At 37.2% G+C, this 23634-nt stretch carries 17 protein-coding genes; 7 read left to right on the top strand and 10 right to left on the bottom strand.

The window, feature by feature from the left end:
• Positions 1 to 109: 109 nt before the first annotated feature.
• Positions 110 to 1027 carry an N-acetylmuramic acid 6-phosphate etherase gene (gene murQ, locus RBU59_RS23350; RefSeq protein ID WP_308144875.1) on the bottom strand — a complete coding sequence of 306 codons (918 nt, stop codon included), beginning with the start codon at positions 1025 to 1027 and terminating at the stop codon, positions 110 to 112.
• A gap of 715 nt (positions 1028 to 1742) precedes the next feature.
• Here murQ and RBU59_RS23345 point away from each other — a divergent pair.
• A complete protein-coding gene (locus RBU59_RS23345) occupies positions 1743 to 2312 on the top strand; it encodes a MarR family winged helix-turn-helix transcriptional regulator (protein ID WP_308144874.1) in 570 nt (189 codons plus the stop codon).
• Positions 2305 to 3540 (top strand): MFS transporter, encoded by a 1236-nt coding sequence (locus RBU59_RS23340; protein ID WP_308144873.1) that lies wholly within the window; start codon positions 2305 to 2307, stop codon positions 3538 to 3540. Before RBU59_RS23345 ends, RBU59_RS23340 begins: the two co-directional genes overlap by 8 nt.
• 152 nt (positions 3541 to 3692) lie before the next feature.
• On the opposite strand, the gene RBU59_RS23335 is transcribed toward RBU59_RS23340, so the two are convergent.
• The 7 genes from RBU59_RS23335 to RBU59_RS23305 all read right to left on the bottom strand — a co-directional run bounded on the left by RBU59_RS23335 (position 3693) and on the right by RBU59_RS23305 (position 13452).
• Entirely contained in the window at positions 3693 to 5051 is a 1359-nt protein-coding gene (locus RBU59_RS23335) for an MATE family efflux transporter (protein WP_308144872.1), read from the bottom strand.
• Positions 5044 to 7638, bottom strand: coding sequence for a PEP/pyruvate-binding domain-containing protein (locus tag RBU59_RS23330; RefSeq protein ID WP_308144871.1), 2595 nt, complete (start codon positions 7636 to 7638; stop codon positions 5044 to 5046). Before RBU59_RS23330 ends, RBU59_RS23335 begins: the two co-directional genes overlap by 8 nt.
• Before the next feature lie 223 nt (positions 7639 to 7861).
• Positions 7862 to 8458: a TetR/AcrR family transcriptional regulator gene (locus tag RBU59_RS23325; protein WP_308144870.1), complete on the bottom strand. Its 597-nt coding sequence runs from the start codon at positions 8456 to 8458 to the stop codon at positions 7862 to 7864.
• Between the two features lie 120 nt (positions 8459 to 8578).
• Complete coding sequence (locus RBU59_RS23320; RefSeq protein WP_308144869.1) at positions 8579 to 9295, bottom strand: MFS transporter; 717 nt, start codon at positions 9293 to 9295, stop codon at positions 8579 to 8581.
• Positions 9296 to 9401: 106 nt separating this feature from the next.
• Entirely contained in the window at positions 9402 to 10709 is a 1308-nt protein-coding gene (locus tag RBU59_RS23315) for an acyl-CoA thioesterase/bile acid-CoA:amino acid N-acyltransferase family protein (RefSeq protein ID WP_308144868.1), read from the bottom strand.
• Between the two features lies 1 nt (position 10710).
• Positions 10711 to 11193, bottom strand: a complete 483-nt coding sequence (locus RBU59_RS23310; protein ID WP_308144867.1) for a MarR family winged helix-turn-helix transcriptional regulator — start codon at positions 11191 to 11193, stop codon at positions 10711 to 10713.
• Positions 11194 to 11574: 381 nt separating this feature from the next.
• Positions 11575 to 13452, bottom strand: coding sequence for an elongation factor G (locus RBU59_RS23305; RefSeq protein WP_308144866.1), 1878 nt, complete (start codon positions 13450 to 13452; stop codon positions 11575 to 11577).
• Between the two features lie 688 nt (positions 13453 to 14140).
• Between RBU59_RS23305 and RBU59_RS23300 the strand changes: the two genes are divergently transcribed.
• From RBU59_RS23300 to RBU59_RS23280, 5 genes are read left to right on the top strand one after another with little or no spacing between them, the layout of a single operon-like run.
• Positions 14141 to 15655: an amino acid adenylation domain-containing protein gene (locus RBU59_RS23300; RefSeq protein ID WP_308144865.1), complete on the top strand. Its 1515-nt coding sequence runs from the start codon at positions 14141 to 14143 to the stop codon at positions 15653 to 15655.
• Positions 15655 to 16827, top strand: a complete 1173-nt coding sequence (locus tag RBU59_RS23295) for a diaminopimelate decarboxylase family protein (RefSeq protein WP_308144864.1) — start codon at positions 15655 to 15657, stop codon at positions 16825 to 16827. The genes RBU59_RS23300 and RBU59_RS23295 overlap by 1 nt, the downstream gene beginning before the upstream one ends.
• A gap of 30 nt (positions 16828 to 16857) precedes the next feature.
• A complete protein-coding gene (locus tag RBU59_RS23290) occupies positions 16858 to 17088 on the top strand; it encodes an acyl carrier protein (RefSeq protein WP_308144863.1) in 231 nt (76 codons plus the stop codon).
• A gap of 2 nt (positions 17089 to 17090) precedes the next feature.
• Positions 17091 to 18674 carry an MBOAT family O-acyltransferase gene (locus tag RBU59_RS23285; protein ID WP_308144862.1) on the top strand — a complete coding sequence of 528 codons (1584 nt, stop codon included), beginning with the start codon at positions 17091 to 17093 and terminating at the stop codon, positions 18672 to 18674.
• A gap of 11 nt (positions 18675 to 18685) precedes the next feature.
• On the top strand, positions 18686 to 19660 hold the full coding sequence (locus RBU59_RS23280) for a hypothetical protein (protein ID WP_308144861.1): 975 nt from the start codon (positions 18686 to 18688) through the stop codon (positions 19658 to 19660).
• Between the two features lie 62 nt (positions 19661 to 19722).
• Here the strand turns inward: RBU59_RS23280 and RBU59_RS23275 are convergent, their stop codons facing one another.
• Together RBU59_RS23275 and RBU59_RS23270 are read right to left on the bottom strand one after the other, a co-directional pair.
• The gene (locus RBU59_RS23275; protein WP_308144860.1) at positions 19723 to 21795 is read right to left on the bottom strand and encodes a methyl-accepting chemotaxis protein; all 2073 of its coding nucleotides are present in this window, start codon (positions 21793 to 21795) and stop codon (positions 19723 to 19725) included.
• Between the two features lie 185 nt (positions 21796 to 21980).
• The gene (locus RBU59_RS23270; RefSeq protein WP_308144859.1) at positions 21981 to 23633 is read right to left on the bottom strand and encodes a response regulator transcription factor; all 1653 of its coding nucleotides are present in this window, start codon (positions 23631 to 23633) and stop codon (positions 21981 to 21983) included.
• Between the last annotated feature and the right edge of the window lies 1 nt (position 23634).

The raw sequence follows: 23634 nt of genomic DNA, 5'->3' as shown, positions 1-23634 counted from the left end.
TTTTGCTTAAGCAAAATGCTATATATCGAATCAACTATATAGACCTATCGTTTGGGTCCGCCCCACTTATGGTTTTACTTTTATATCTTGCCTGAATTATTAGGTTAAATTAGTTCAGGTTTATATCACTTGCCTTAAGTGCCCTTTTTAAATATCCCTGATTCTTCTCTAATATCCTTTTCGAATTCTCGCAGGACTCCCCCGATAGTATCATCATAATTGCAAGTTTTGTATTCTTATCTGCCTCCTCCAAATATTTTAAGGCTGACTCTTCATTGACTCCGGTTACTTTTCTTATAATTCGGATTGACCTTTCGTTTAACTTATTATTGGAAGCTTTTAAATCCACCATCATATTCCCATATACTTTACCGAGTTTTATCATAGCCGCGGTGGTTAACATATTCAGCACCAGCTTCTGCGCCGTGCCTGCTTTCATTCGGGTAGAACCTATTACAACCTCTGGTCCTACTACAACTTCAATACATATATCACAAAGTTTATTTAGTTTCGTATTGTCATTATTTACAACTCCAATCGTTGTGGCGCCATACTCTCTGGCCTGTTTCAAGGCCCCGCATACATAGGGTGCACTGCCGCTGGCTGTTATTCCTATTATGACATCCTTTTTGGTTACACTGCACTCCTTAACCTGCTTTCTTCCCTCTTCTTCACTGTCTTCACTTCCCTCAACGGCTGTCCTGAGTGCACCATCTCCTCCGGCTATGTAACCCTGTATCAATTCAGGGTCCGTTCCATAAGTTGGCGGACATTCCGAAGCATCTAATACGCCTAATCTTCCCGAAGTTCCTGCACCCAGATATATCATCCGGCCGCCACTCGATAGTGATTCATATATTATATCAACAGCTTTTGTTATATTGGGTATTTCTTTCCTAACAGCATCCGGTACCTTGGAATCCTCCCTATTGATCAGATTTAAAATCTGCTCCGTAGTACATTCATCAATATTCTCAGTTTCTTGATTGACTTGCTCTGTTATCAGGTTTGATAAATAATCATTCATAGTAATCTCACATTCCTAACTGTATATTTTAAAAAGACAGTGTTGTAGTAATATTGCACAATTAGCTTTGTCTATTTGCAACAATTTATTATATTTTAACCAATGTTTTATCATATGTCAACAGTTTTTTGAAATTTTATTTCATTATTTTATTTTATTGTGTAATTTTATTTCATTGAATAGAAAAATTTTTTCCCTCTATTTTCACTTACAGTCGATAGACATGTTAATATGCACCTGATGGTCTGGCAATTATCTATGAGAGAAGTTCAGAGAATGATTCTATGACAGAAAGAGGCAGTCCATAATTAGACTGCCTCTTTGCATTATAATTTTATTCGTTTACTTTTTTATATCTTAGCTATTATCAAATAGATTGTCAAGGATTTTTGAAATTATATTTTATCGAAGTAATTTATTACGAAAGTTTAATTCAATATAAAATATTATTTTATCTCCTCAATAAAAAGTAGTCCCCCAGCTCAACGCTCAGCTTCTTCCTCGTCTGCCTTTTTATATATACCCTATTTGATTTATGAATAGTATCCAGTAATCAAGCATATTTATCCCGAAATTAAAATAGTTCGTACCAGTGATTGTTGTGATAATCTGCTCTTATAATAAAATTTATGCAGTATATTGACAATTACATAAAAAGTGATATAATAGGCAGTATACTGCATAATAAAATAATGAATCAGGAGGATGTACCATTTTGAAATATGAAAAAGATCTCTATTTAATCCAGCAAATATTTGCCACCATATTTACGTTATCGAATAAGATTCAGGTTAAGGGCGATCAATCACTTAACTCACTTACAACAAGACAGATGATGTTAATGACGGCGATTCTTCATTTACCAAACGGAAAGGCAACTCACAGTAACCTGGCTAAAATGTTAGGTAGTACAAGACAAAGCGTCAAACAGTTAATTTCAATTCTTGAAAATAAAGGTTATATTGTCTCTGTACCCTCTGCTCTGGACAAACGTGCAACAGAGATACAAATTACAGATACCGGCAAAACTGCCGTAATGATATCTGCGGAGCAGTCCATTCATTTATTTACTGAGATGTTTTCAAAATTCACAACCAGGGAATTAGAACTATTATGGTTGCTGTTGAAAAAGCTATATTATTATGATGGCAATGAACCTCTTAATTTTGAGGAAAATATTAATTATGGAGACAGCGAAGACTTCACTGAGTCTCAGTTACAGACGCTGGAGAAATTTGATGCCAGAAGAGCAAAAATAGAAATGGAAGGTGATTCAATTGAGTAAGTTTAGCAAAAACAGATTATGGACACCCAGTTTTTCAATACTATGGCAGAGTCAGCTTGTCTCCACTGTAGGCGATGCGGTTTATAGTATTGCCCTCGGTTTCTGGGTACTTGCTGTTACAGGATCTACCGCATTAATGGGAACTCTTATGGCTGCCTCCACATTGCCCGGAGTGCTTATTGCTCCTTTAGCAGGTGTTATCATTGATAATTCCAGTAAAAAACGATTGTTTATTTTATTAGATATCCTACGCGGAATATGTATTGTTCTATTGGCAGCTGCCGCTTACCATGGAGAATTAGCCATATGGATGGTTTTTGTAACCGGTATTCTCCTTAGTATCTGCGGAGCTATCTTTAATCCAGGTGTACAGGCGACAATCCCGGAGATTGTACCAAAAGCCAAGATTTCCAATGCTCTTTCCGTGTTTTCCATATTATCTTCCGGATCCAACATGGTCGGGAATGTAGCAGGCGGTTTTTTGTTTCAGGCATTAGGTGCACCGGCATTATTCCTATTCGATGGTTTGTCCTTTTTATTTTCAGGTACCTCTATCGCTTTTGTTAAAATTCCTGAAAATAAAAAGAAAGATAAAATTCATTTTTTTAAGGATATGTCGGAGGGTTTTCTCTATATGTGGAAGCAGAAAGGTTTACGGATCATTCTAATGTTAGCTGCTATGTGTAATTTTTTCTCTTTCATAGGCATCGTATTATTCTTACCGTACTGTAAGTATACTCCGTCAATGGGAGCAGGAAAATACGGCATTCTTTTATCCACCTATATGGGTGGTGCGGCAGCTGGTTTTCTGCTTCTGTCCATCTTAACAATAAAATCACAGAATAAACTTAAACTGTTTATTGTTTCCAGTATCATATCTAACCTTTGTATGATTTTTGCCTTTAACCAGCCATCTTTTATAATAATGTCCATACTGATTGTTCTGGCAGGATTCTTTAATTCTCTTTTTAATGTTCTGCTGATCTCTACCATACAAGCCTCTACCTCACAGGAAGTAAGAGGTAAGGTAATGTCCTTTTTAAATATGATAACACAGGGCTTAACGCCTTTTGCTATGGCACTTGGCGGAGTACTTGGAGGTATATATCCTATTCGTTTGGTAATTACCGCTGCTTTTTTAGCTGTTTTTATAATCTCCATACCATCCTATTTCAGCAAGTCATTTAAGGAATACATAAATTCTGATTATAGTGAGAATAACACTTAGTAAGTTCTTGTCAGCCCTATCTAAATTGATGGACTCTACCTCATGTTATAGATGCTGCAGCAAAGGGTATCTCCCCGGTCAAAGACCAGAGAGATACCCTTAATCATACTTTAATGTTCTACGATATTATGAAGATTTACATATTATTCATCTTAATCCATACCATTTAAAAATTTTAATACCCGAATTCCCATAGGAAGGGATATCAGGAACGTTCCAATATCTGCAAGGGGTTGCACCAGCAAGATTCCCTTTAAACTTCCCAAATATACCATAATACCTAAAACAGGTAAAAATACAATTCCCTGTCTGGAGGCAGATACAATTGTTGCCTGTTTGTATCTGCCTGTATTCTGCAATAACATCCCGCTCATGATTACCCAGCCTAAAACCGGAACAGAAATACATTGATATCTTAATATTTGTTTTCCAACGGAGATCACTCCGCTGTCGACCGTGAATATTCGAACAATTTCATCACTAAATAAATAACAGACTCCGGTTAAGAGAATCGCTGCCACGGTAGAAACCGTACAGCAGAATTTAAATCCGGCTTTTACCCTTTTGTAAAGTTTTGCTCCATAATTATAGGCACATACAGGCTGAAAGCCCTGACCTAACCCAATCATTGCAGCACCTGTCATCATAAGCCATCTGTTTACGATAGTAAATGCTGCAATCACCTGTTCCCCGTATCTTATAATGGATAAATTCAGGCACAACATAGCAAAAGATGCAATTGCCTGTCTTGTAAAGTTAGGCATACCGCCCCACAGTAATTCCTTTATCAGGTTTGCATTGATCTGCAGCCGTTTAATGGTAATATGGACAACACTCTTTTTCCTGGCAATATAAAAAAGAAGCAGAAAACTGATTAACTGACATAATGAGGTTGCAATTCCTGCCCCTTCTACTTTCATATTTAATACAAAGATAAATAAAGGAGCCATTGCTATATTCAGAATTCCGCCCATACCGATTCCGATCATTCCAAGCAGTGTTTTTCCCTGAAAACGTAATTGATTATTTAACATTAATGCTACAATGATAAAAGGAATACCGAAAGAAAGCGCCTGTAAATAGACGGCTGCATTACTTGTCATACCGTTAACCGCACCTAAAATCCTCACGATTTTTCCCGCAAACAGGTAACTGAAAATACCCAGAACAACTCCGAATATACCGGATAACAGAAGTGCCGTTCCTGCCATATTCTCTGCCTCCCGCCCCTTATGCTGCCCTAATTTATGGGCAATATAATTCCCGGAGCCGTGACCGAACAAAAAACCAAAGGCCTGTATGATGCTCATATAAGAATATACAATTCCGACAGCTGCAACAGCTTCCGAGCCTATTTTGCCCACATAAAAGGTATCCGTCATATTATAAACAGTGGTAATCAGCATACTGATAATGGTAGGAACAGCCATTTTCAAAATCAAGATATGTACCGGCTCTGTTTCCATGGGTAATTTCGTTTGTTCTTCCTTTTTATTCTTATATTTATTCATGACTTAAAACGACCTTTCCCTTGTCTCCATCCACCAGGACAAGGTCCCCGTCATGGAATATCCTTGTGGCATTACCTGTCCCAAGAACCGCAGGAATCCCGTATTCCCTTGCAACAATCGCCGCGTGGGATAACGCGCCGCCGGTATCTGCCACAACAGCTGCAGCAATTGAAAATAAAGGTGTCCATTCCGGATTGGTAAAAGGACAGATCAGAATGTCACCTGTCTGTAGTTTATTAAATTCCTCCTTAGTATTTACAATACAGGCTTTTCCGAAAACCTTGCCGCAGCTCCCTGATATCCCCTGCAATTCTTTCTCATTATCTTCGGATGTTTGTAACAGCATAAACTGATTTTGCCATACTTTTTCTGCCTGTTTCCTGTATTGCTTTCTTAAGGTTATGTTTTCCCTATCCTTTGTGCTAAGCTGACCAAGTTTTAGAATGCCTAATAATTCCTCATAGGTAAGAAACCATAGATCTCTGACCTCAGCTTTTAGAATCCCTGCAACACTTTTTAGGGCTGATCTGAAATCATAAAAACATCTCTCCCACATATATTGGGATTCTTCCCTTTTTACATGGCTCTCACGGTAAAATGCAATCTGTACCTCCTTGCTTTTCCTTTTATTTTCCGGTAATTTATGTACAGCTTTCATAATCTGCTGGTATTTATAAGTTTCTTCTATATCATTTTTACCGTTCTTCAAACACATCTTAAGGATATTCCAAAATCTTTGGGGATTCTCTAACCAGGACTGTGACGAAAACGGATAACAGTTGTATTCCATCCTATAGCCATATTTGGTAAGGTATTCCCGTATCTTATTCCATTCTTCAACATATTTGGTCTGAATCCAGTCTATCGGTTTATCCACATTACTTAATAAATCGGCATTTTTTTTCAACTTTTCCGCCAAAATAATTAAATCCCGGTTCATGTCTATCGTTCGGTAGGACAGGTCACCAAGCAAATCGTATTCTGAGAAGTTACCGTTTTTTTTCATAAATCCGGACAGTTTTTTGCCGGTAATCACCGCAGGAAAAATGTAATACCGGAATCTGGCATACCCTATCTTTTCTTGAATCTCATACAATTTATGAAAAATCCCGTCATATTCTGTTAAGGAGAGCTTTTTTTTCATATCTGCTTCAACGGAATATAAAGCGCTGTCAATCTCCTTAAGCAATCTCTCCCCAGACATACTGTTATTGGCATAATCTCCATACCGGTGTAACGTTCCCACCAGATGCAATATATTATGATTCATCTTTATTTTCCCTGCTCTTACTCTTATAAAACCATTTGAACTCAATTCATATTCAGAGGGAATTGTAATTCCGATTTCTTTAAATAATTTCTGCTTGACATCACCGAGTATCATTCCGATACCGTAATCCAGCGGATAATATGCATAGGGGCAATGCTCCAGGTTAAAAGCAAGATTTTTACGTTCATAATTATTCAACTTATTCTTACCCTTTCCTTTTGCTCTAAGCACGGTTTCGGTACTGTCTGGTGAAGTTTCCTCTGAGAATGGAGGAGTATAATCCTTTTGCTTTCCTGACTCGATTTGATCCCCTGCCTTTTTATTCTCATTCGTACCCTTTAATGTTGTGATTGGTCTAGCCTGAAGGATATATAGTTTATTTACATATATTCCCCATTCAATGTCCATCGCTTTTCCATAAAGTTTCTGAATCTTTTGGCCCGACTCCCAGATGAGTTTCGTCTGATTCTGATTCAGTGCTCTTACTATCTGTAATTCCCTGGAAACCGGTATCTGTATGGTTTCTTTCTCTCCGTAAATAATTTTTGTTTCCTTACTTCCGATATAACATTTTATTTCTTTACCCTGCTCGTCTAATCTGTATTCATCCGGTGTGACAGCTCCGGACACTACGGATTCTCCCAGGCCATAGGAAGCATTGATGACCATTTCAGCTTTATTTCCGTTTAACACATTCTGTGTAAACAGCACTCCTGAAATCTCGGATTCTACCATTTCCTGCACGACAACTGCTGCGGACACCTTATTTACTTCAAACCCGGACTTCAGCCGATAAGATACGGAGCGATAGGAATAACAGGAAGCAAAACAGGATTTTATCCTATGAATAACTTCTGCAATCCCCCTGACATTCAGGTAGGTTTCCTGCTGCCCTGCAAAACTGGCTTCTTCCAGGTCCTCGGCTGTTGCTGAACTGCGGACTGCCACCCTGGTTTCCGTTCCCATTTTATTGTACATCCTCTGCAGTTCTTCTATCATATCCTCTGAAAAGCTGCCGTTTTCGATTTTAGCCTGTAACTGCTTACAATACTCCATAAGCTTATTATTTGATTTGTTTTCGTCCGATTTATTCTCATCCGAATTATTTTTAATAAAAGTTTCCATTTCTTCAATAGTACTCAATAAGCTGTTTTTATTCAGGTATTCCAGATAAGCCTCTGCTGTAACTATAAATCCCCCGGGAACTTGAATTCCTGCCTGTATTAATTTTCCTAAATTGGCTCCTTTCCCTCCCACCAATCCGATACAGCCCTCCGGTACTTCCTTTAAGCCTATTACGTTCTGATTTTTATTCATTTTATATCACAACCTTTCTTATTAACTATCATTTATCACATTATTATATTGTTTTGCGGTAACTCGCATAAAGAGTAAAGATACAGCTAAAGCACCCACTATAATATACCGGCATTTCTTCGTATGAATTATCCTTTCAAAATAATCGGACTCACATCTATCCTGTGAATAAAAATAATTTGTAGTCACAGCCTTTGTAAAATATAAGAACACTTCCGTGTTCTTATAGCTTGATATATTTATCTATCATTTGCTTAATAATTTGTTCAAATACAATATCAAATTCTTCTGAGTTGACATATTCCCGATTAATGTATATAACCTCAGACATATAAAACAGGCACAATAATTTCTCCAGATCCATACTCTTAATACTGCCCTGCTGCAACCAGAACTCCCGGTATTTTTGTAATACTTCCCTGTTACGTTCCGCAGTGTATAGGTTATCCTTAATACTTTTTCTGGATAATATCTCCATAATATCAGGTTCTTTCATCCAGATTGCCTTACGGTCTCTCATATGTTTGCAATGATGCCTGATAATTTCATATAAAGTTTCTTTTGGATTCTTATGGCTTTCATCCAGATGGGATAAAGCATTCATAATCTGCTGCTCCATATCATCGTCTATTAAATCATAAAGCACTTCTTCTTTATTTTTATAAAAACTATAAAATCCGCCCTTTGCGATACCGACACGTATTGTAATGTCTTCAATATTGGTCTTTTTGATCCCTTTCTCCAAAAAAAGGTGATAACATTCTGTTTTAATTTTTTCTTTTATGATTATCTTCTCTTCTTCTGTAAATGCTTTTCCCATATCGTTCACCTGTGAATATTATATTGTTAAATTCATAGAATATATTAGCACAATAAATCATTCATTTCAAGTCCTAAATTATTATTAATAGGTAATAAGCACTCCGTTCCTTTTACTGATTCAATTCCCTCTTCCATCAATTATAATAGTTCTGCTTTTCGTCTTAAAAAACCTAAGAGCGGTAAATACAGCTCCAAGACAACATATAGCAACCAGTATAAGATAAACATTTTTCATCCCATAAACGAATACGTCATCCCTGCCTTTTACATAGTCGGAGATATGATATTTTAGCTTCCAACTCATAAAACGATACAACAGCGTTGTAGAAAGCGTTATTCCTGTAATTTGTCCGAGATTCCGTACCAGTGAGTTAATACTGCCAACGATACCAAGTTTATCCCTGGGGCAAGCAGACATAATCAAAGAGTTATTGGCAGGTTGGAATAGAGATTGGCCAACAGCTATAACAGAAATAAAAACAGCACAGATCACAACGGAAGAATGCTCGTTAAGCCTAGACATAAGGAAGAAACCTAACCCCATAAGCAGCATACCTGACATGGTTATTATTTCCGATCCGATTTTATCCGAAATAGCACCGCATATTGGTGAAAGAGCTGCCAGAATAAGTGGTGACAGCATCATAAATAGCCCTGACTGAGCCGGAGTCAACTTCAGGCTATCCTGCAGATAAAACGGTACCAGGATAATGGATGCGGCAATACAGATAAAGGAAATGAGTGCGCAGATCAGGTTTAAGGAAAATTGCACATTCCTGAATATGTTAAATTCAAGGAGCGGCTGCTTCTGTTTCTTCTCAAAACCTACAAACAATGTAATTAGAATAATCGAAATTAGAATAGACCCAAGGATGTACGGAAAAAAGGCAGTATGTCATTTAATTAGAGCATAACAGAGATTTGGGGGTTCATGAATAATTTTATACATTACTCCAATTATTGAGAAATTCAACTGTTTTATTCCAACTGTCAACACAGGCGCTTTGCCAGGCTTCCAGGTTTCCATTACATTTATTCAATGATGAAATTGATTGATAAGGTAACGTAAGCATATGACCGGCTTTATCGTAAGTCCAATGATAAACAGGATATTTATAGTTTTTTTCTTCCAGACGTTTCACGGCTGTCTGGCAATGCAATAAAGACGGCCATATAGCATCAGAGACAGATGAGAATAATAAAATTGATCCATTTACCCTTTCCACTGAAATAGAGGCACAACCGGTATTTTCCGAAGTAATTACCTTGTTATACATCCATGTGAGCAGTTCTTTGTGCCCAAATATTTTCTTAACCAGCATTTGTAAAAGCACGAATGATGATATCTTTAAATATGGAATTTCTCTGTTCTGATAAGCCCACGAGGAATGTCTGCTTGGAATTCCATTTTTTACCCCCTCATACACATAACAGCTTGGTGTGTTTGCTATAACACAGCTTATATCAGAAAACATGGACGCTGCAAGCAAAACCAATTCACCGCCTTTGGATCTTCCATAAATAGCAATCTTGTTTGGATCAACGGAGTCCTGTATTTTCAGCCATTTAATAGCATTTTCAATGATTTCAAGTGGCACCCTGTCTAAATGATTCCGTGTTCCCTCCAGTCCAAAATAACATACGGCCAAAGCAGAGTAACCTTTTGATGCAAATAGCTGGGATATGGTCTGTGCTTTCTCAATTCTTCCGTCACTTCCGCTTACAACAATAACTGCAGGTCTTTTCTGAGTACTCCCGGAGGTGAAATAACGTGCCACCAGATTATTATTATTAATTGTTTCACTTCTTATGGATTCATCACAAAAAATTCTGATATGTTCTTTTGATGCAATAATCCGGTTATTTACCTCAACTGTAAAAACTATGGTGTAACTTCTATTTTCCATTACCTGGTTCAGCTTTGAGGCAGGCTTACTTTTATGTAATTCTTTTATTCTCATAGAATAAAAAAGTCCCATGGAATTACAGGTATTATAGGTTCCCTCAATCGGAGCAGTATTATTAAGTTGGAGATTTCCTTTGTCATCCGCTATAAAAACCCCATATGATTCCCAAATAGAATTCTGTCCCTGTTCGGACATACCGGCATTGATACAATAATAATCCTTGCTAATTGCCCGTATAAGTACTTCCTGATTTTTCTGTAATCCGCATACACTGATTTCAACCGCTTCATCTGCACAGGATATTTCCGGTACAATCTTTATAGAACAAATCTCTTCACTCATATTATTCATCCTTTCCATTTAGGATAATAGGAACTTTTTCCTCAAAACCAATCCAGTTACTACCGTCCGAAGCTGCTAATTTTTTTAATAAATTCCATAAAACTTCTAATTCTGTTTCATCAAAATCCTGAAACATCTGATTTAAAAATTTATTGCCATTTTCATAATATTCCAGCAAAATTTCTCTGCAGTGATTTGTTATTTCAATATTTACTGCCCTGTTGTCATTTTTATTTTTACTTATTATAACTAACTCTTTTCTTTCGAGAATTTCCACAATATGTTTTGCATTTTGTTTTGAACACCCCATCATATTGGCAATTTGATTATAGGATGTCTTATCTTTTGGCAAATGTATAATTGCTAATAAAGTCATCCATTGCCTGGTAGTTAATCTTTTGTCGATTTTATCACCTTCCGTCTGTATTTTATTTGACATATAAAAAATCGCTGCTAATATTTGCTGCAAATAAAATTGTTTCATAGTTACCCTCCTTTACCTCAATAGACAACTTGTTGTCTTTTATTATATAAAAGACTTATGTACTTGTCAACTTAATTTACTTGATTCAGAAAAAGTCTGATCTGCTAGATTCTAACGCTGACGCGCTGTCACTTCAATGGCAATCCACCAAAGGATATTATCCTTATGCGTATTCATGTGCATCCTGCCTGGAAGGCTTTTTTATTGCATAGGTAAGTTCGGAGAACTTTCCAATGTAATAAAAAAGTACCTGCAAACGATGTGATTCCATTTACAGGTACTACTATTAATTTTTTCCAAGATTTAATCTATAATTTTTGCTTACATTCCGCACCATTACGTACTTCATCCAAGCGGGAGTCCGTTACGAATGAACTGTTATTATAATACTTTTCTATTATCAGTTTCCACATCCCGATATTGCCAGAAAGTGGTTTCGAATATTCCTCTTCCCTCTGTAATGGTAAAAAGCTGTGTAGCAAAATCTTTACAGGCTTCAAGTGTTACCTTGCCTTTTATAATCATTTCTGACTGGGTATATTCCGTCTCTTCCATAACAGCATTCAAACGGACCAATTCCGTTATGACTTTCTTTTCATAACCCTGGGGCGCCGTTAAGGTGTATTTCATTACCGGCTCCATAGTTTTTGTGCCAATTTCTTTTAACGCCTGATATACCACTTTTTCTGCCAGTCTTCTAAAATCCGCCGGTGTACTTGTAACACTATTGTAGTCAGAATGCATAAAAGTGACCTTCGTGTCTACTACCTCACCGTGAAGTCCCCTCCTGATTCCTTTCTCTACTCCCTCTCTTACACCATTCTGAAAAGATTTGGTCAGATCACCGAAAGAAACCTTGGTTTCATATTGAAAGCCACTGCCCTCCTCTAAGGGTTCCAGTGTAAGCCCAACTCCTGCCTGTAACAGATTACCCTGCTCGAAGATAGGTACAATGCAGGTTATCTTATCCAGGGGTTTATCTTTTTTCACTGTCGTAACACTGTCGAATTCCGTGTCTAGATGAAACCTATCCTTTAGCAGCATCTGTAATATTTCCTTTTGCAGATTTCCAAACAGCCTTAATTGTATTTCTTCTGTTTCCTCGTCTACATTTAAGTCCAGATACGGATCCTCCATGGAAAGTATCTGCAAGGCTTCCAGCAGTTCTCGCCTGTTCACGGGGGGAACCGGCCTTACACCGACCTTTAACAGGGGTTCCGTTTGTGTAAAGACATGCTGTTTTGTTTTCACTCCGATCCAGTCACCGCATATTAATTCTTTTGCATCCATAATCACGGCCACATCACCGGCATCCACTTTATCGACCGGAATGAGTCTGCCATTTTCAAGACCGAACAAATTGCGAATTATAATCTCACTGTTATCTTTCTCAATTGTTGTACGCATTCTTATAGACAGCTGGCCCGAAAAGATACGGACATAAAAAAGCTTGTGGTTATGCTCATCAAATATTACTTTATATATATAAGCAGAAAGCGGCCTATTCTTATGATCCTGCGGCATAAACCATTTACTGACCGCCTCCATCAATTCTATAATACCAACATCCTTAAGAGCAGTTCCATGATAAACCGGATAAAGCTTTCCGTAATGAATTCTGCTTCGAATTACATTTTCATAATCTTCTTCTGTAATCCTATCATTATTCATATATTTTTCCAGCAGTTTTTCCGACATAACGATAACCTGCTCCGCAAAATCCGGTTCCTTGTAACTTCTTTTAAAAAGACAGAACCTTTGACCCGTTCCATCATACTCATAACTTACTCTCTGCATCAGCAATAAATTATCTGTAAGCTGCAATTTGATCTGTTCGTATACTTCTTCCGTATTTACACCCAAACGGTCGATTTTATTTATAAAAAAGATAACAGGAATCTTCATCTGCTGTATTTTATGAAAAATAGCACGTGTCTGGGGCTGGACACCTTCCTTTGCAGAGATAACAAGAACTACTCCGTCAAGCACTGACAGGGCTCTTTCCACTTCTGCAATAAAGTCCATATGTCCCGGTGTATCAATAAGATTAATTTTAGTTTCACCAATCATAAAAGAAACCGTTGCGGAACGGATTGTCATTCCCCGCTGTTTCTCCAGTTCCATAGAATCTGTGGTGGTTGTACCGTTATCCACATTTCCCATGGAATTTTTAACACCGCTGTGAAACAGGAACCCTTCCGTTACCGTCGTCTTTCCAGCATCAACATGTGCCATAATACCGATATTTAATTTTTTCATCATGATCACCCATTCTTTCCCAAACTGCAAGTTATGAACCGCAGACAGTTATTGCGACATATTACTTTCGCTTCGTTAATATACAGGTAATCAGCAGCTTCCCTTATGAGAACGGGCGGGTCGCCTGACATGGATCATCATGTTTCTTTCTAAAAATGAGCGCAAAAAAACCACAGTTTGCGACTGTGGTCAAAATTCACATAGGAAATCTTAAAATCGTCATTCTGTATTATTCAATAACGGATTTTACATGGAAACCAAGGTCGGCTGATTGCATCTTTTTATTCTGTTCTCAATTAAATTAAGCTTACGCATATTTCAGCCTCCTTTTATTCTATATATAAATATTAATACTACAAAATCAAAAATCTGTCAACCATAATTTTCAAAGACGATAGACTTTTACTGTTCATAACCTGTATACACGACATGTTTTTGTGAGTGCATTGTCACAAAAAACCGGAGATTGCCGCGCCAAAGCAGAGTTTTTGTTTTTGTGTTAAATGTTATTTTTTTCTTAAGTTTTTTTTACACCTCTTACATTTTCCTGACGCTTCTTAAGTTTTCTTAATTCACAGAAAATTCATTTGTCATTCAATCCATTAATGTTATAATCTTATTTATATAAAAGGAGGAAAATATTACTTATTATTTTTCACGAAGGAACGAACTAAAGGAGTATACAGCTATGAAAAATATTTTGGAATATCTTGAAGTTTCTGCTGAAAAATATCCGGACAAAACAGTTGCGGAAGATATAAATAATATCTGTTCTTATAAAGAATTATTACATAATGCCAAAGGTATAGGCAGTTCTTTGGCAGCTTATGAATCACCCGGAAACCCGGTTATTGTATTTATGGATAAAAGCATCGAAGCCTTAACCGCATTTATGGGAATTGTGTATGCCGGGTGTTTTTATATTTTAATTAATCCGGATCAGCCGGTATACCGAATCCGGCAAATTTTAGAAGTTACTAATGCTAATTATATCATCACCTTGGGCGATATAGATCATATACCCCATGAGGTTGATTTTACCGGTACACGACTTGATTATTACGAATTGGTGAGTGCAGAAATACAAGATGAAAAATTACGGCATATCAGAGATCTGTCACAAGATATTGATCCTCTCTATTGTAATTTTACATCCGGTTCCACAGGTATTCCCAAAGGTGTTTTAATAAGCCACCGGTCTGTGATTGATTTTATGGAATTTTTTCCTTCTATGTTCCACATCACCGAGGAGGATATTATCGGTAACCAGGCACCATTTGACTTTGATGTATCCGTTAAAGATATTTATTCAACGCTAAAAGTCGGTGCGACTATGGTGATTATACCCAAGAGGCTGTTCTCAATCCCTGCGCAGCTTTTGGATTTTGTTTGTGAACGCAGAATAACCACCCTGATTTGGGCGGTTTCTGCATTATGTATGATTACGCAGTTAAAAGGATTAACCTATCGGGTTCCAACAACTGTGAATAAGATTTTATTCAGCGGTGAGGCGATGCCGGTCAAACATCTTAACATATGGAGAAACTATCTGCCGGATGCTCTTTATGTGAATTTGTACGGCCCTACGGAAATCACATGTAACTGTACCTACTACCGTATCAACCGTGAGTTTGAGATAAATGAACTTATACCAATAGGAAAAGCATTTCCCAATGAAAAAGTATTTTTATTGGACAACCATAACAACCTGATTACAGCCAAAGACACCACCGGCGAACTCTGCGTATCCGGCACAGCCCTGGCTTTAGGTTATTATAACAATTCAGAGCAGACCAAATCAGTATTTATACAAAATCCGTTGAATCCCCATTATATGGAGCTGATTTACCGGACAGGGGATCTTGCCTTTTATAATAAAGACGGCGATCTTTGCTTTGCAGGAAGAAAAGATTTTCAAATTAAACATATGGGACACCGCATTGAATTGGAAGAAATTGAATTAATTATTAACAGTTATCCCGGTATCCTAAGGTCTTCCTGCCTTTATGATACCTCAAGGAACCGGATCATAGCATTTTATTCGGGAAATATAGAGAAAAAACAGCTGCAAAGCAAGATGATGGAATCCCTGCCTGCCTATATGATTCCTGCTGTATTTTTTCCTTTACCTGAATTACCGGTTACTGAAAACGGGAAAATTGACAGGAAAAAATTATCGGCTATCTACGGAGGTAACTTTTGATGAATGAAAGTATATTAAAGCAGGCAATCAGTCAATACAAAACTCCTTTTTATATTTTTAATACGGACTTATTAGCAGTACAAATCAATAAACTAAGAACCGCTCTAGGTCCGGATGTGGAATTGTGTTACGCTATGAAAGCCAATCCTTTTATTATTAAAGAGTTACAGGATCTTGTTGATTTTTACGAAGTTTGCTCCCCCGGAGAATTCCGTATCTGCGAAAGGGCTCAAATTAATATGAATCAGGTCGTTATGTCCGGAGTATATAAGAATCAGTCGGACATTGAATATGCTCTGAATCAGTATGGGAATCAGATCATTTACACCATCGAATCCTTAACCCACTGGCAGCTCATTGAAAATTATGCCTTAAAACAGCAAATAACAATCCGGGTATTGTTACGCCTGACATCAGGAAATCAATTTGGTATGGATGAATCCCTGATACGGCAGATTATAGAAAATAGACATCAAAACTTTATAAGTATTGATGGCATTCAATTCTTTTCCGGCACCCAGAAAAAATCTATCCATAAGTACGAAAATGAATTGAATATGCTTGATCAGTTTTGTTGTGATTTAAAGAAGCAATATGATTTTACCGTTAAAAAGTTAGAATATGGACCCGGACTTCCTGTTTATTATTTTGAAGATGAAACAGACGAGGAAGAGCTTATACTCGGCGGCTTATCGCAATTGATTAAAAAGCTTACATTCGGCGGTAAAATCGCATTGGAATTAGGCCGGTCGATTGCCGCTCCCTGCGGGGCTTATGTAACAAGCATCGTAGATACCAAAATAAATAAAAACCAACCCTACTGTATCGTTGACGGTGGTATACACCAGGTAAACTATTATGGACAAATGCTGGCAATGAAAAAACCTCCCCTCATTCATTGGAATAAACGAAGTGGTGAAACCAGGGAATGGACAGTATGCGGTTCGTTATGTACCATTAATGATGTACTTGTGAAGCAGTATCCTTTTACCAGTCTTCAGACAGGTGATACCTTAATCTTTGAGAAGACCGGTGCATATTCCGTAACTGAGGGCATATCTTTATTTTTGAGCCGTGAATTACCCCAAGTGCTTTTATATTCGGAACAAAATCAATTCCGTATTGCAAGAAATATGATATTAACGGATCATTTAAATTATTTTCATAGTTAAAAAAACTTAAGAAGAAGAGGAAATGAAAACATGGAAAAATTATTAGCTATCTTAGAAGAAATTAATCCTAATATTAATTACGAATCAGAAACCAGACTCATTGATGACGGTCTTCTGGATTCTTTTTCAATCCTTACTCTCATTCCTGAGTTAGAGGATACCTTTGGAATTGAAATCACACCGGTTGATTTAGTTCCTGTCAACTTTAATTCAGCACAGGCAATATGGCGTATGGTAAATCGTTTACTAGAGGAACTATAGAGATGAGTTATACTTCCATTTTATATCTTTTAATTTTTTTACCGGCAGTTATGCTGGTTTACCAGCTTGTTCCACAACGCCACCGCTGGAAGATATTACTGCTTGCCAGCTACCTTTTTTTCTATTCCATAAGCGGAAAACTCCTGGGCTATTTACTCTTATCCACCCTTTCGATTTATTACCTTGGACTATGGCTTTCTTCCTGTAAAAAAGAATATAGTAAAACGGAATATTCGGCCGAAGAGAAAAAGGTCTTAAAGCAGAGATATACTCAAAAAAGACGCAGGATATTATGGCTGGGAATAGGATTACAGCTGGGTATATTAATTATTTTAAAATATTCCTTTTTCTTGGGTGGAAACATAAATCAGGTTCTGGAGAAGCTATCTTCTCCGTTCCTGCTTCCCACCTTTAAATTTGCCTTGCCTATCGGTATATCCTTTTACACCTTGCAGGCTGTATCCTACCTGGTTGATATTTATTACCAGAAGATAGAAGCAGACAGACGTTTAGGCAGACTGGCTTTATATATGTCCTTTTTTCCCAACCTTTTAGAGGGACCTATCTGCCGTTACTCTCAGACATCGGAAGCTTTATACCGGGGTTGCCCTTTGGAATATAAAAATATTACCTTTGGTATGCAAAGGATACTCTGGGGGTTATTTAAGAAGCTTATTATAGCAGACCGTTTAAACATGCTGGTAGAAACGGTATTTGACAGACCTGATTATTACAGCGGAATCACTGTTATAATGGTCGCAGTATTATATACCTTTCAGTTATACTCGGATTTTTCAGGTTGTATTGATGTCACAATCGGTACCGGCGAGATCTTCGGAATTGTTATTCCGGAAAATTTCCGTCAGCCTTTCTTCTCCAAAACCGCATCCGAATTCTGGAGACGCTGGCATATCACACTCGGTGCCTGGTTAAAAGACTATATCTTTTATCCTATATCCTTAACCAAATTTGCAAAAAATCTTGGTAAAAGTTCAAGAGAGAAATTCGGCAAACATATGGGACAAATTATCTCTTCTTCGATTGCTTTATTTGGTGTGTGGTTATGTAACGGATTCTGGCACGGTACCGGCTGGAATTATATATTTTTCGGCATGTATTACTTTATCTTGATTTTACTGGGTAATATTTTCGAACCCTGGATACAGGAGTTTACAACATTTTTAAAGATTAACCGAAATAGTATTTACTATCATATTTTTCAAACAATTAAGATTTTGCCTATTATCTTTACCGGGGAACTTTTTTTTAGAGCTGATTCTTTAAAAACAGGAATATCTATGTTCCAATCTATTTTCACCGGATTCAGCTGGAATACCCTAACAGATGGAACCTTACTGAAATTAGGCTTATCCCAGGAAGATTTTGCAGCTGTACTATTGGGATTTATCGCCGTGTTGACAGTCGGTATTATACATGAACATGGAATTTCAATTCGTGAGAAGATTGCAGGTTGGAATATTATTGTCCGCTGGAGCTTTCTTTACTCAGCTATATTACTTGTTATTATTCTGGGTGCTTACGGTGATGGCTACATACCGGCCAAACTAATCTATGCAGGATTTTAAGAGGTACAATTATGCACTCTAAAAATATTATAAAACCAATTATATTTCTATCCGTATTACTCATTATATTGTTTGTTATATCCTATTTAATGGTACCACCTAATAGTTCAGAGGGCGGATTTTATAAAAAATTGAAAGGATATTATAGTGCGCCTGATAATACGTTTGACTACGTAATAATCGGTGACAGTGAAAGCAGTACCAGTATTTCCCCTATGGAAATCTGGAAAAATCATGGTTACGCCGGCTATAATTGCGGAGTTCCGGGGCAGAAACTGCTGGACACCTATTATATGCTGGATAAATTACTTCAAAAGCAATCACCAAAAATAGTATTACTGGAAACAAATGCGCTTTACCGTAATTTTAAGTATACGAATGCGTTTCAGGATGTGGTTGACGAAGCTGCAAAAAAAGCCTTTCCCATTTATAAATACCACAACAGCTGGAAATACATTAATCTCGGTATGTTAAAAGACATCGGACACAAACCCAAAAGAATTACTAAGGTATTTAAAGGCTTTTATTATAATGTTGCTGTGAAACCTTATACGAATGGTCCTTATGTTAATAAGACTACTGCTTTTAAAAAAATTGACGATATGCCATTATTTTTTTTGAACAAAATAGTCGAATTATGTAAATCAAAAAAAATTCAATTAATTTTATACAGTACGCCCTCTCCTTTGTGCTGGACCTATGAGAAACACAATTCTATAACTGCCTTTGCACAAAAGAATCATTTACTTTATATTGACCTGAATCTGAAGAACGATATATTAGGTATAGACTGGTATAAAGATACCCGCGACAGGGGAAATCATTTAAATTTCTACGGTGCAAAAAAGGTATCCGGCTATATGGGAACTTATTTATCCCAACATATGAACTTAACCGACCACCGTAAGGAAAAATTATACAAAGCCTGGAATAAAGAACTGAAAAGGTATCTGCGCCTGACAAAACAGATTTCATCAATTCAGTGATTTAAAATTTAAAAACCCTCGGTCTGTTATTTGATAGCAGAGAACGAGGGTTATAATTTAATTTACACTTTAAAAAGTTTTAATGTTTCTTCCAGGCTCTTGGAGTAATGATTCAGCGTAACCGCCATATTAGTCAGTCCCTCCAAAGAGTTTAATTGTTCCTGAGTGGAAGCCGAAACTTCTTGTGATGATGCGGCCGCCACTTCGGAAACCGCTGCAATATTATTGATGCAGTTAAGCACAACCTCCTTATCCCCATCAATCTTATGTATCGTACTGCTGATTCTGTTAATATTTTCAAGTAATTCTGTCATCGCTTCGTCGATCTTACTAAAATACTCTGCCGAATCCTTTGCTGATTCCGCCTGCTCTTTAATCACCTCATTGGCCTTTAAAACAAATTCGGTGGAATCTTTTGTCTGGGATAGAATCTTACCGGCAAGCGTTTCGATTTCCTTAGTATGCTGCCCTGACTGGTCGGCTAATCTTCGGATTTCTTCAGCTACAACCGTAAATCCTTTGCCAAACTCTCCTGCTCTTGCTGCTTCAATGGATGCATTCAGAGACAATAATTTGGTCTGCTCTGAAATTTCATTCAGAATTTTAGTAAACTCTCCGATAATTGCTATACTTTTACCCAATTCTGATATCTGTTCCACAACTTCCGCAGTAATAGATATTACTTCCAATGCTTTTTTATCAAGAACTTTTGCTGTTTGTATGCCCGAAGTCGTATAATTCTTCACATCCCTTGCTCCGGATACCATAACACTGGTGCTGACCGCAGCATTTTTGATTTCTTCAGCTAGACCCCGGAAGATTCCAACACTCCTATCAACTTCTTCGCTTTGCTGACCGGCTCCCTCCGCCACATCATTAATTGCATCGGAGATCTCTTTTGCAGTACGGGAAGACGAATCCGATATTCTTAGCAGTGCTTCGGCTGTTTCGCTTACCTCCCCGGATACCTCCTTGCTTTGTGTAAGAAGCATTCTAATATTTTTTACCATTGCATTAAAAGAGTCGGCAACTTTACCGATCTCATCAGTACGCTTCGTATGTGCTGTTACCGTCAGATCTCCCTGTGCTGAGATAAACATTGTTTTTTCTACTGCTTTTAAGTCTTTTGCCATATGAAGTGAAAAATATAACCCTCCGAAAACTGCCAGGACAGAAAAAAGAACTCCTACCAGCATAATAGAATTTCTTATCGCATCTGAACCTTTTAATACTTCTGCCTCCGGAAGAACCATTACATAAATAAAACCGGATTTATCACATGTGTTGTAAGTTACAATGGAACGTATGCCGTTCACACCCATCGTAAAGCTATCTGCCTCGGTTTTACCTGCTCTTTCAGTAACTTCAGCAAACACAGGCTCTTTTTTGATCTGTTCCAACTGTTCATAGGGCTGTGAGGAAATCAATCCGCCGTTAGCAGCGATAAGATATGAATGGTCTTTTTCACCGATTTTTATTTCGGACAACAGGGACCTGAAAGTATCATAATTTAATTCAATCATAACCGCCGCAACCGGTTCTGTATCTGAATAATTAAAACTTTTAATGAATTTTCCTACGGTCAGATAGGGATTACCGGCAGACATATCCGCATCAGCTGCACTCAGCCAAACCATATCCTGACTGTCAATCAGCTTTTGATATCCTTTTGTTTTACGGACATCATCTATTCCCTCCGGTAGTTTTTTAGATGGTCCTATAATATCTCCTGTTACAAACATTAACGACATACTTCTGATGTATCTATTGGAGATGGTCATACTTTGCATATCTTTATCAAGAACCTTAAGATATTTCATTCGGTTTAAATTCCATTCCGCCTTTTCCTTTTCGCTGATCCCTTTTTTCAGTTCTAAATTTTTGACCACTTCCTGAAAAGCCGTACCGGTTGCAACCTGTAAAAACATTTGATTAATGCGCTCCATCTCCTGGTCGATCATACCGGCAATCTGAGAAGCAATTGCTGTTCTAGATTTATCCGACTGATCCCTTAGAGCATTTTTCGATATATTGGTAGCGATAATTCCGATGATTAGTATTGGTACTATTACGACAGTCAATATGATAGTAACCATTTTTTGCAGCAAGCTCAAATTCCTGGTAAGTTTTTTCATTCGTATAACCTCCATTAAATGATAATGCTTTATTTTATATCAGTATAAGGCATTCATGGCGGCAAAAATATTCTAGAATTATACTAATGCTTTAAAAAACATACTAATTTCTTACTATATTTTACATAGTTTAACATCTAAACTTTTGTATCACCGGAGCTGTCTGCAAATAAATCCAACTATTATCATTTCACTTCCAGTCTTCCCTGATTCCGATATTCCTTTGGTGTAAGCGCAACATATTTTTTAAATTGGACGGAAAAATACTTATAATCGCTGTAACCGATCAATTCAGCTACTTTATAAACTTTATAATTTGTATTAACCAATAATCTTTTTGCTTCCTGCATACGAAGGTTCTGGATATAATCAATATATGTGATTCCCATAATTTTCTTAAACAGAAAGCTGAAATAGGTTTCCGACAAATAAACATATTCACTGATCATCTTTAAGGTGATTTTTTCACTTAAGTGCGCAGCAATATATGCCTTCGCTTTATCAATTACCTTATGCTGCTCTTTGATTTCAAGGGGATCAATCGTTTCATCAATCTCTTTCGCAAGTGACACCATAACACTTACGATATAGGTTTCAAGTTCTTTGACATTTAAGGCTTCTTTCACGAAATCATTATACTCCTCACCAATGATTTTCTCCATCACTTCATAACTGTTTGTAATCTTGGATTGAACCATCAATTTCAGGGCAATACAGTAGTTTTTAACAATTTCCGGAAGCAGATTCTGCTCCATAAGCACCCGGAAAATTGAGGTCAGATACTTTTTCGTATCGAAATAATTTCCGTTGCTGATTGAAACAGCAACATGCTCCATCTCTTCCGGATAAAACCGAATGAAATTCTGCTCATACTTTGAATCATTATTATCCTGGTAGACCTGTACTTTTTTGTCTCCAAAATAAAAATTATTCTGAATCGACCGTTTTGCCTGACTATATGATTTTGCAATATGATGAATGGAGGGATAACTTAATCCGATTCCTATGGTATACGGCACTGTAACATGCTTAAAGAGGCAGTTTTGAATATTCTCACTGATACTTTCCAGGCATGGAATCATCTGTGCATTTTGTTTCTCCGGTGAAGAAAAACAGAATACAAAATCAATGGTGTCATAATCTTTTACAATATAATAAGCATTATCTACATTACTTAATTCCTCTTTTAAAATATTTCTATAGGAGAAAGTAAGCAGCCGTTTGTCTGTCGCCCAGGACGATTCCAATTCTTTAAAAATACTGTTTCTATCAAGCTTTATCGTGGCTGCTGTAAAATAATGTCCTGTAAAATCCAATTCCAAAGAAGTTGTTTTCTCATCGAACCCATTAAAGAGACTGGTATCACCCTCTAACAGGGACTGGAGAAATTCATTTCTCATAGTTTCATAACCAGCACTGATATACAGGTTGCTGTAAAATATTTCTTCCTTTAACTCCCTCTTTTGATCCATATTTTCCTTTAATGCAGTAAAAGCATCCAGAAGCTTTTTCTTATTGGTGGGTTTTAGCAGATAATCAAAAGCCCTGAAACCGATTGCCTGACGTGCATATTCGAAATCTGCGAATCCGCTTAAAATAATAATCTCAATATCCGGATATAACTCTCTTGCTTTTTTTGACAGTTCCGTTCCCCCCATAATAGGCATCTTGATATCTGTCAGCAAAACTTCCACCGAATTTTTCTTAAGTTGCTCCAAGGCATCTTTCCCGTTTGGACTTTCTGCGACGACTATGAATCCTAAAGACTGCCAGGGAATGCTGTTTACTATACCTTTACGTATCATATCTTCATCTTCTACGACCATCAATCTATACATA

It is taken from the genome of Anaerocolumna sp. MB42-C2, from assembly GCF_030913705.1.
Lineage (GTDB): Bacteria > Bacillota > Clostridia > Lachnospirales > Lachnospiraceae > Anaerocolumna.
The sequence above is the reverse complement of the archived record's forward strand: the minus strand, read 5'-3'. Positions and strand labels throughout refer to the sequence as shown.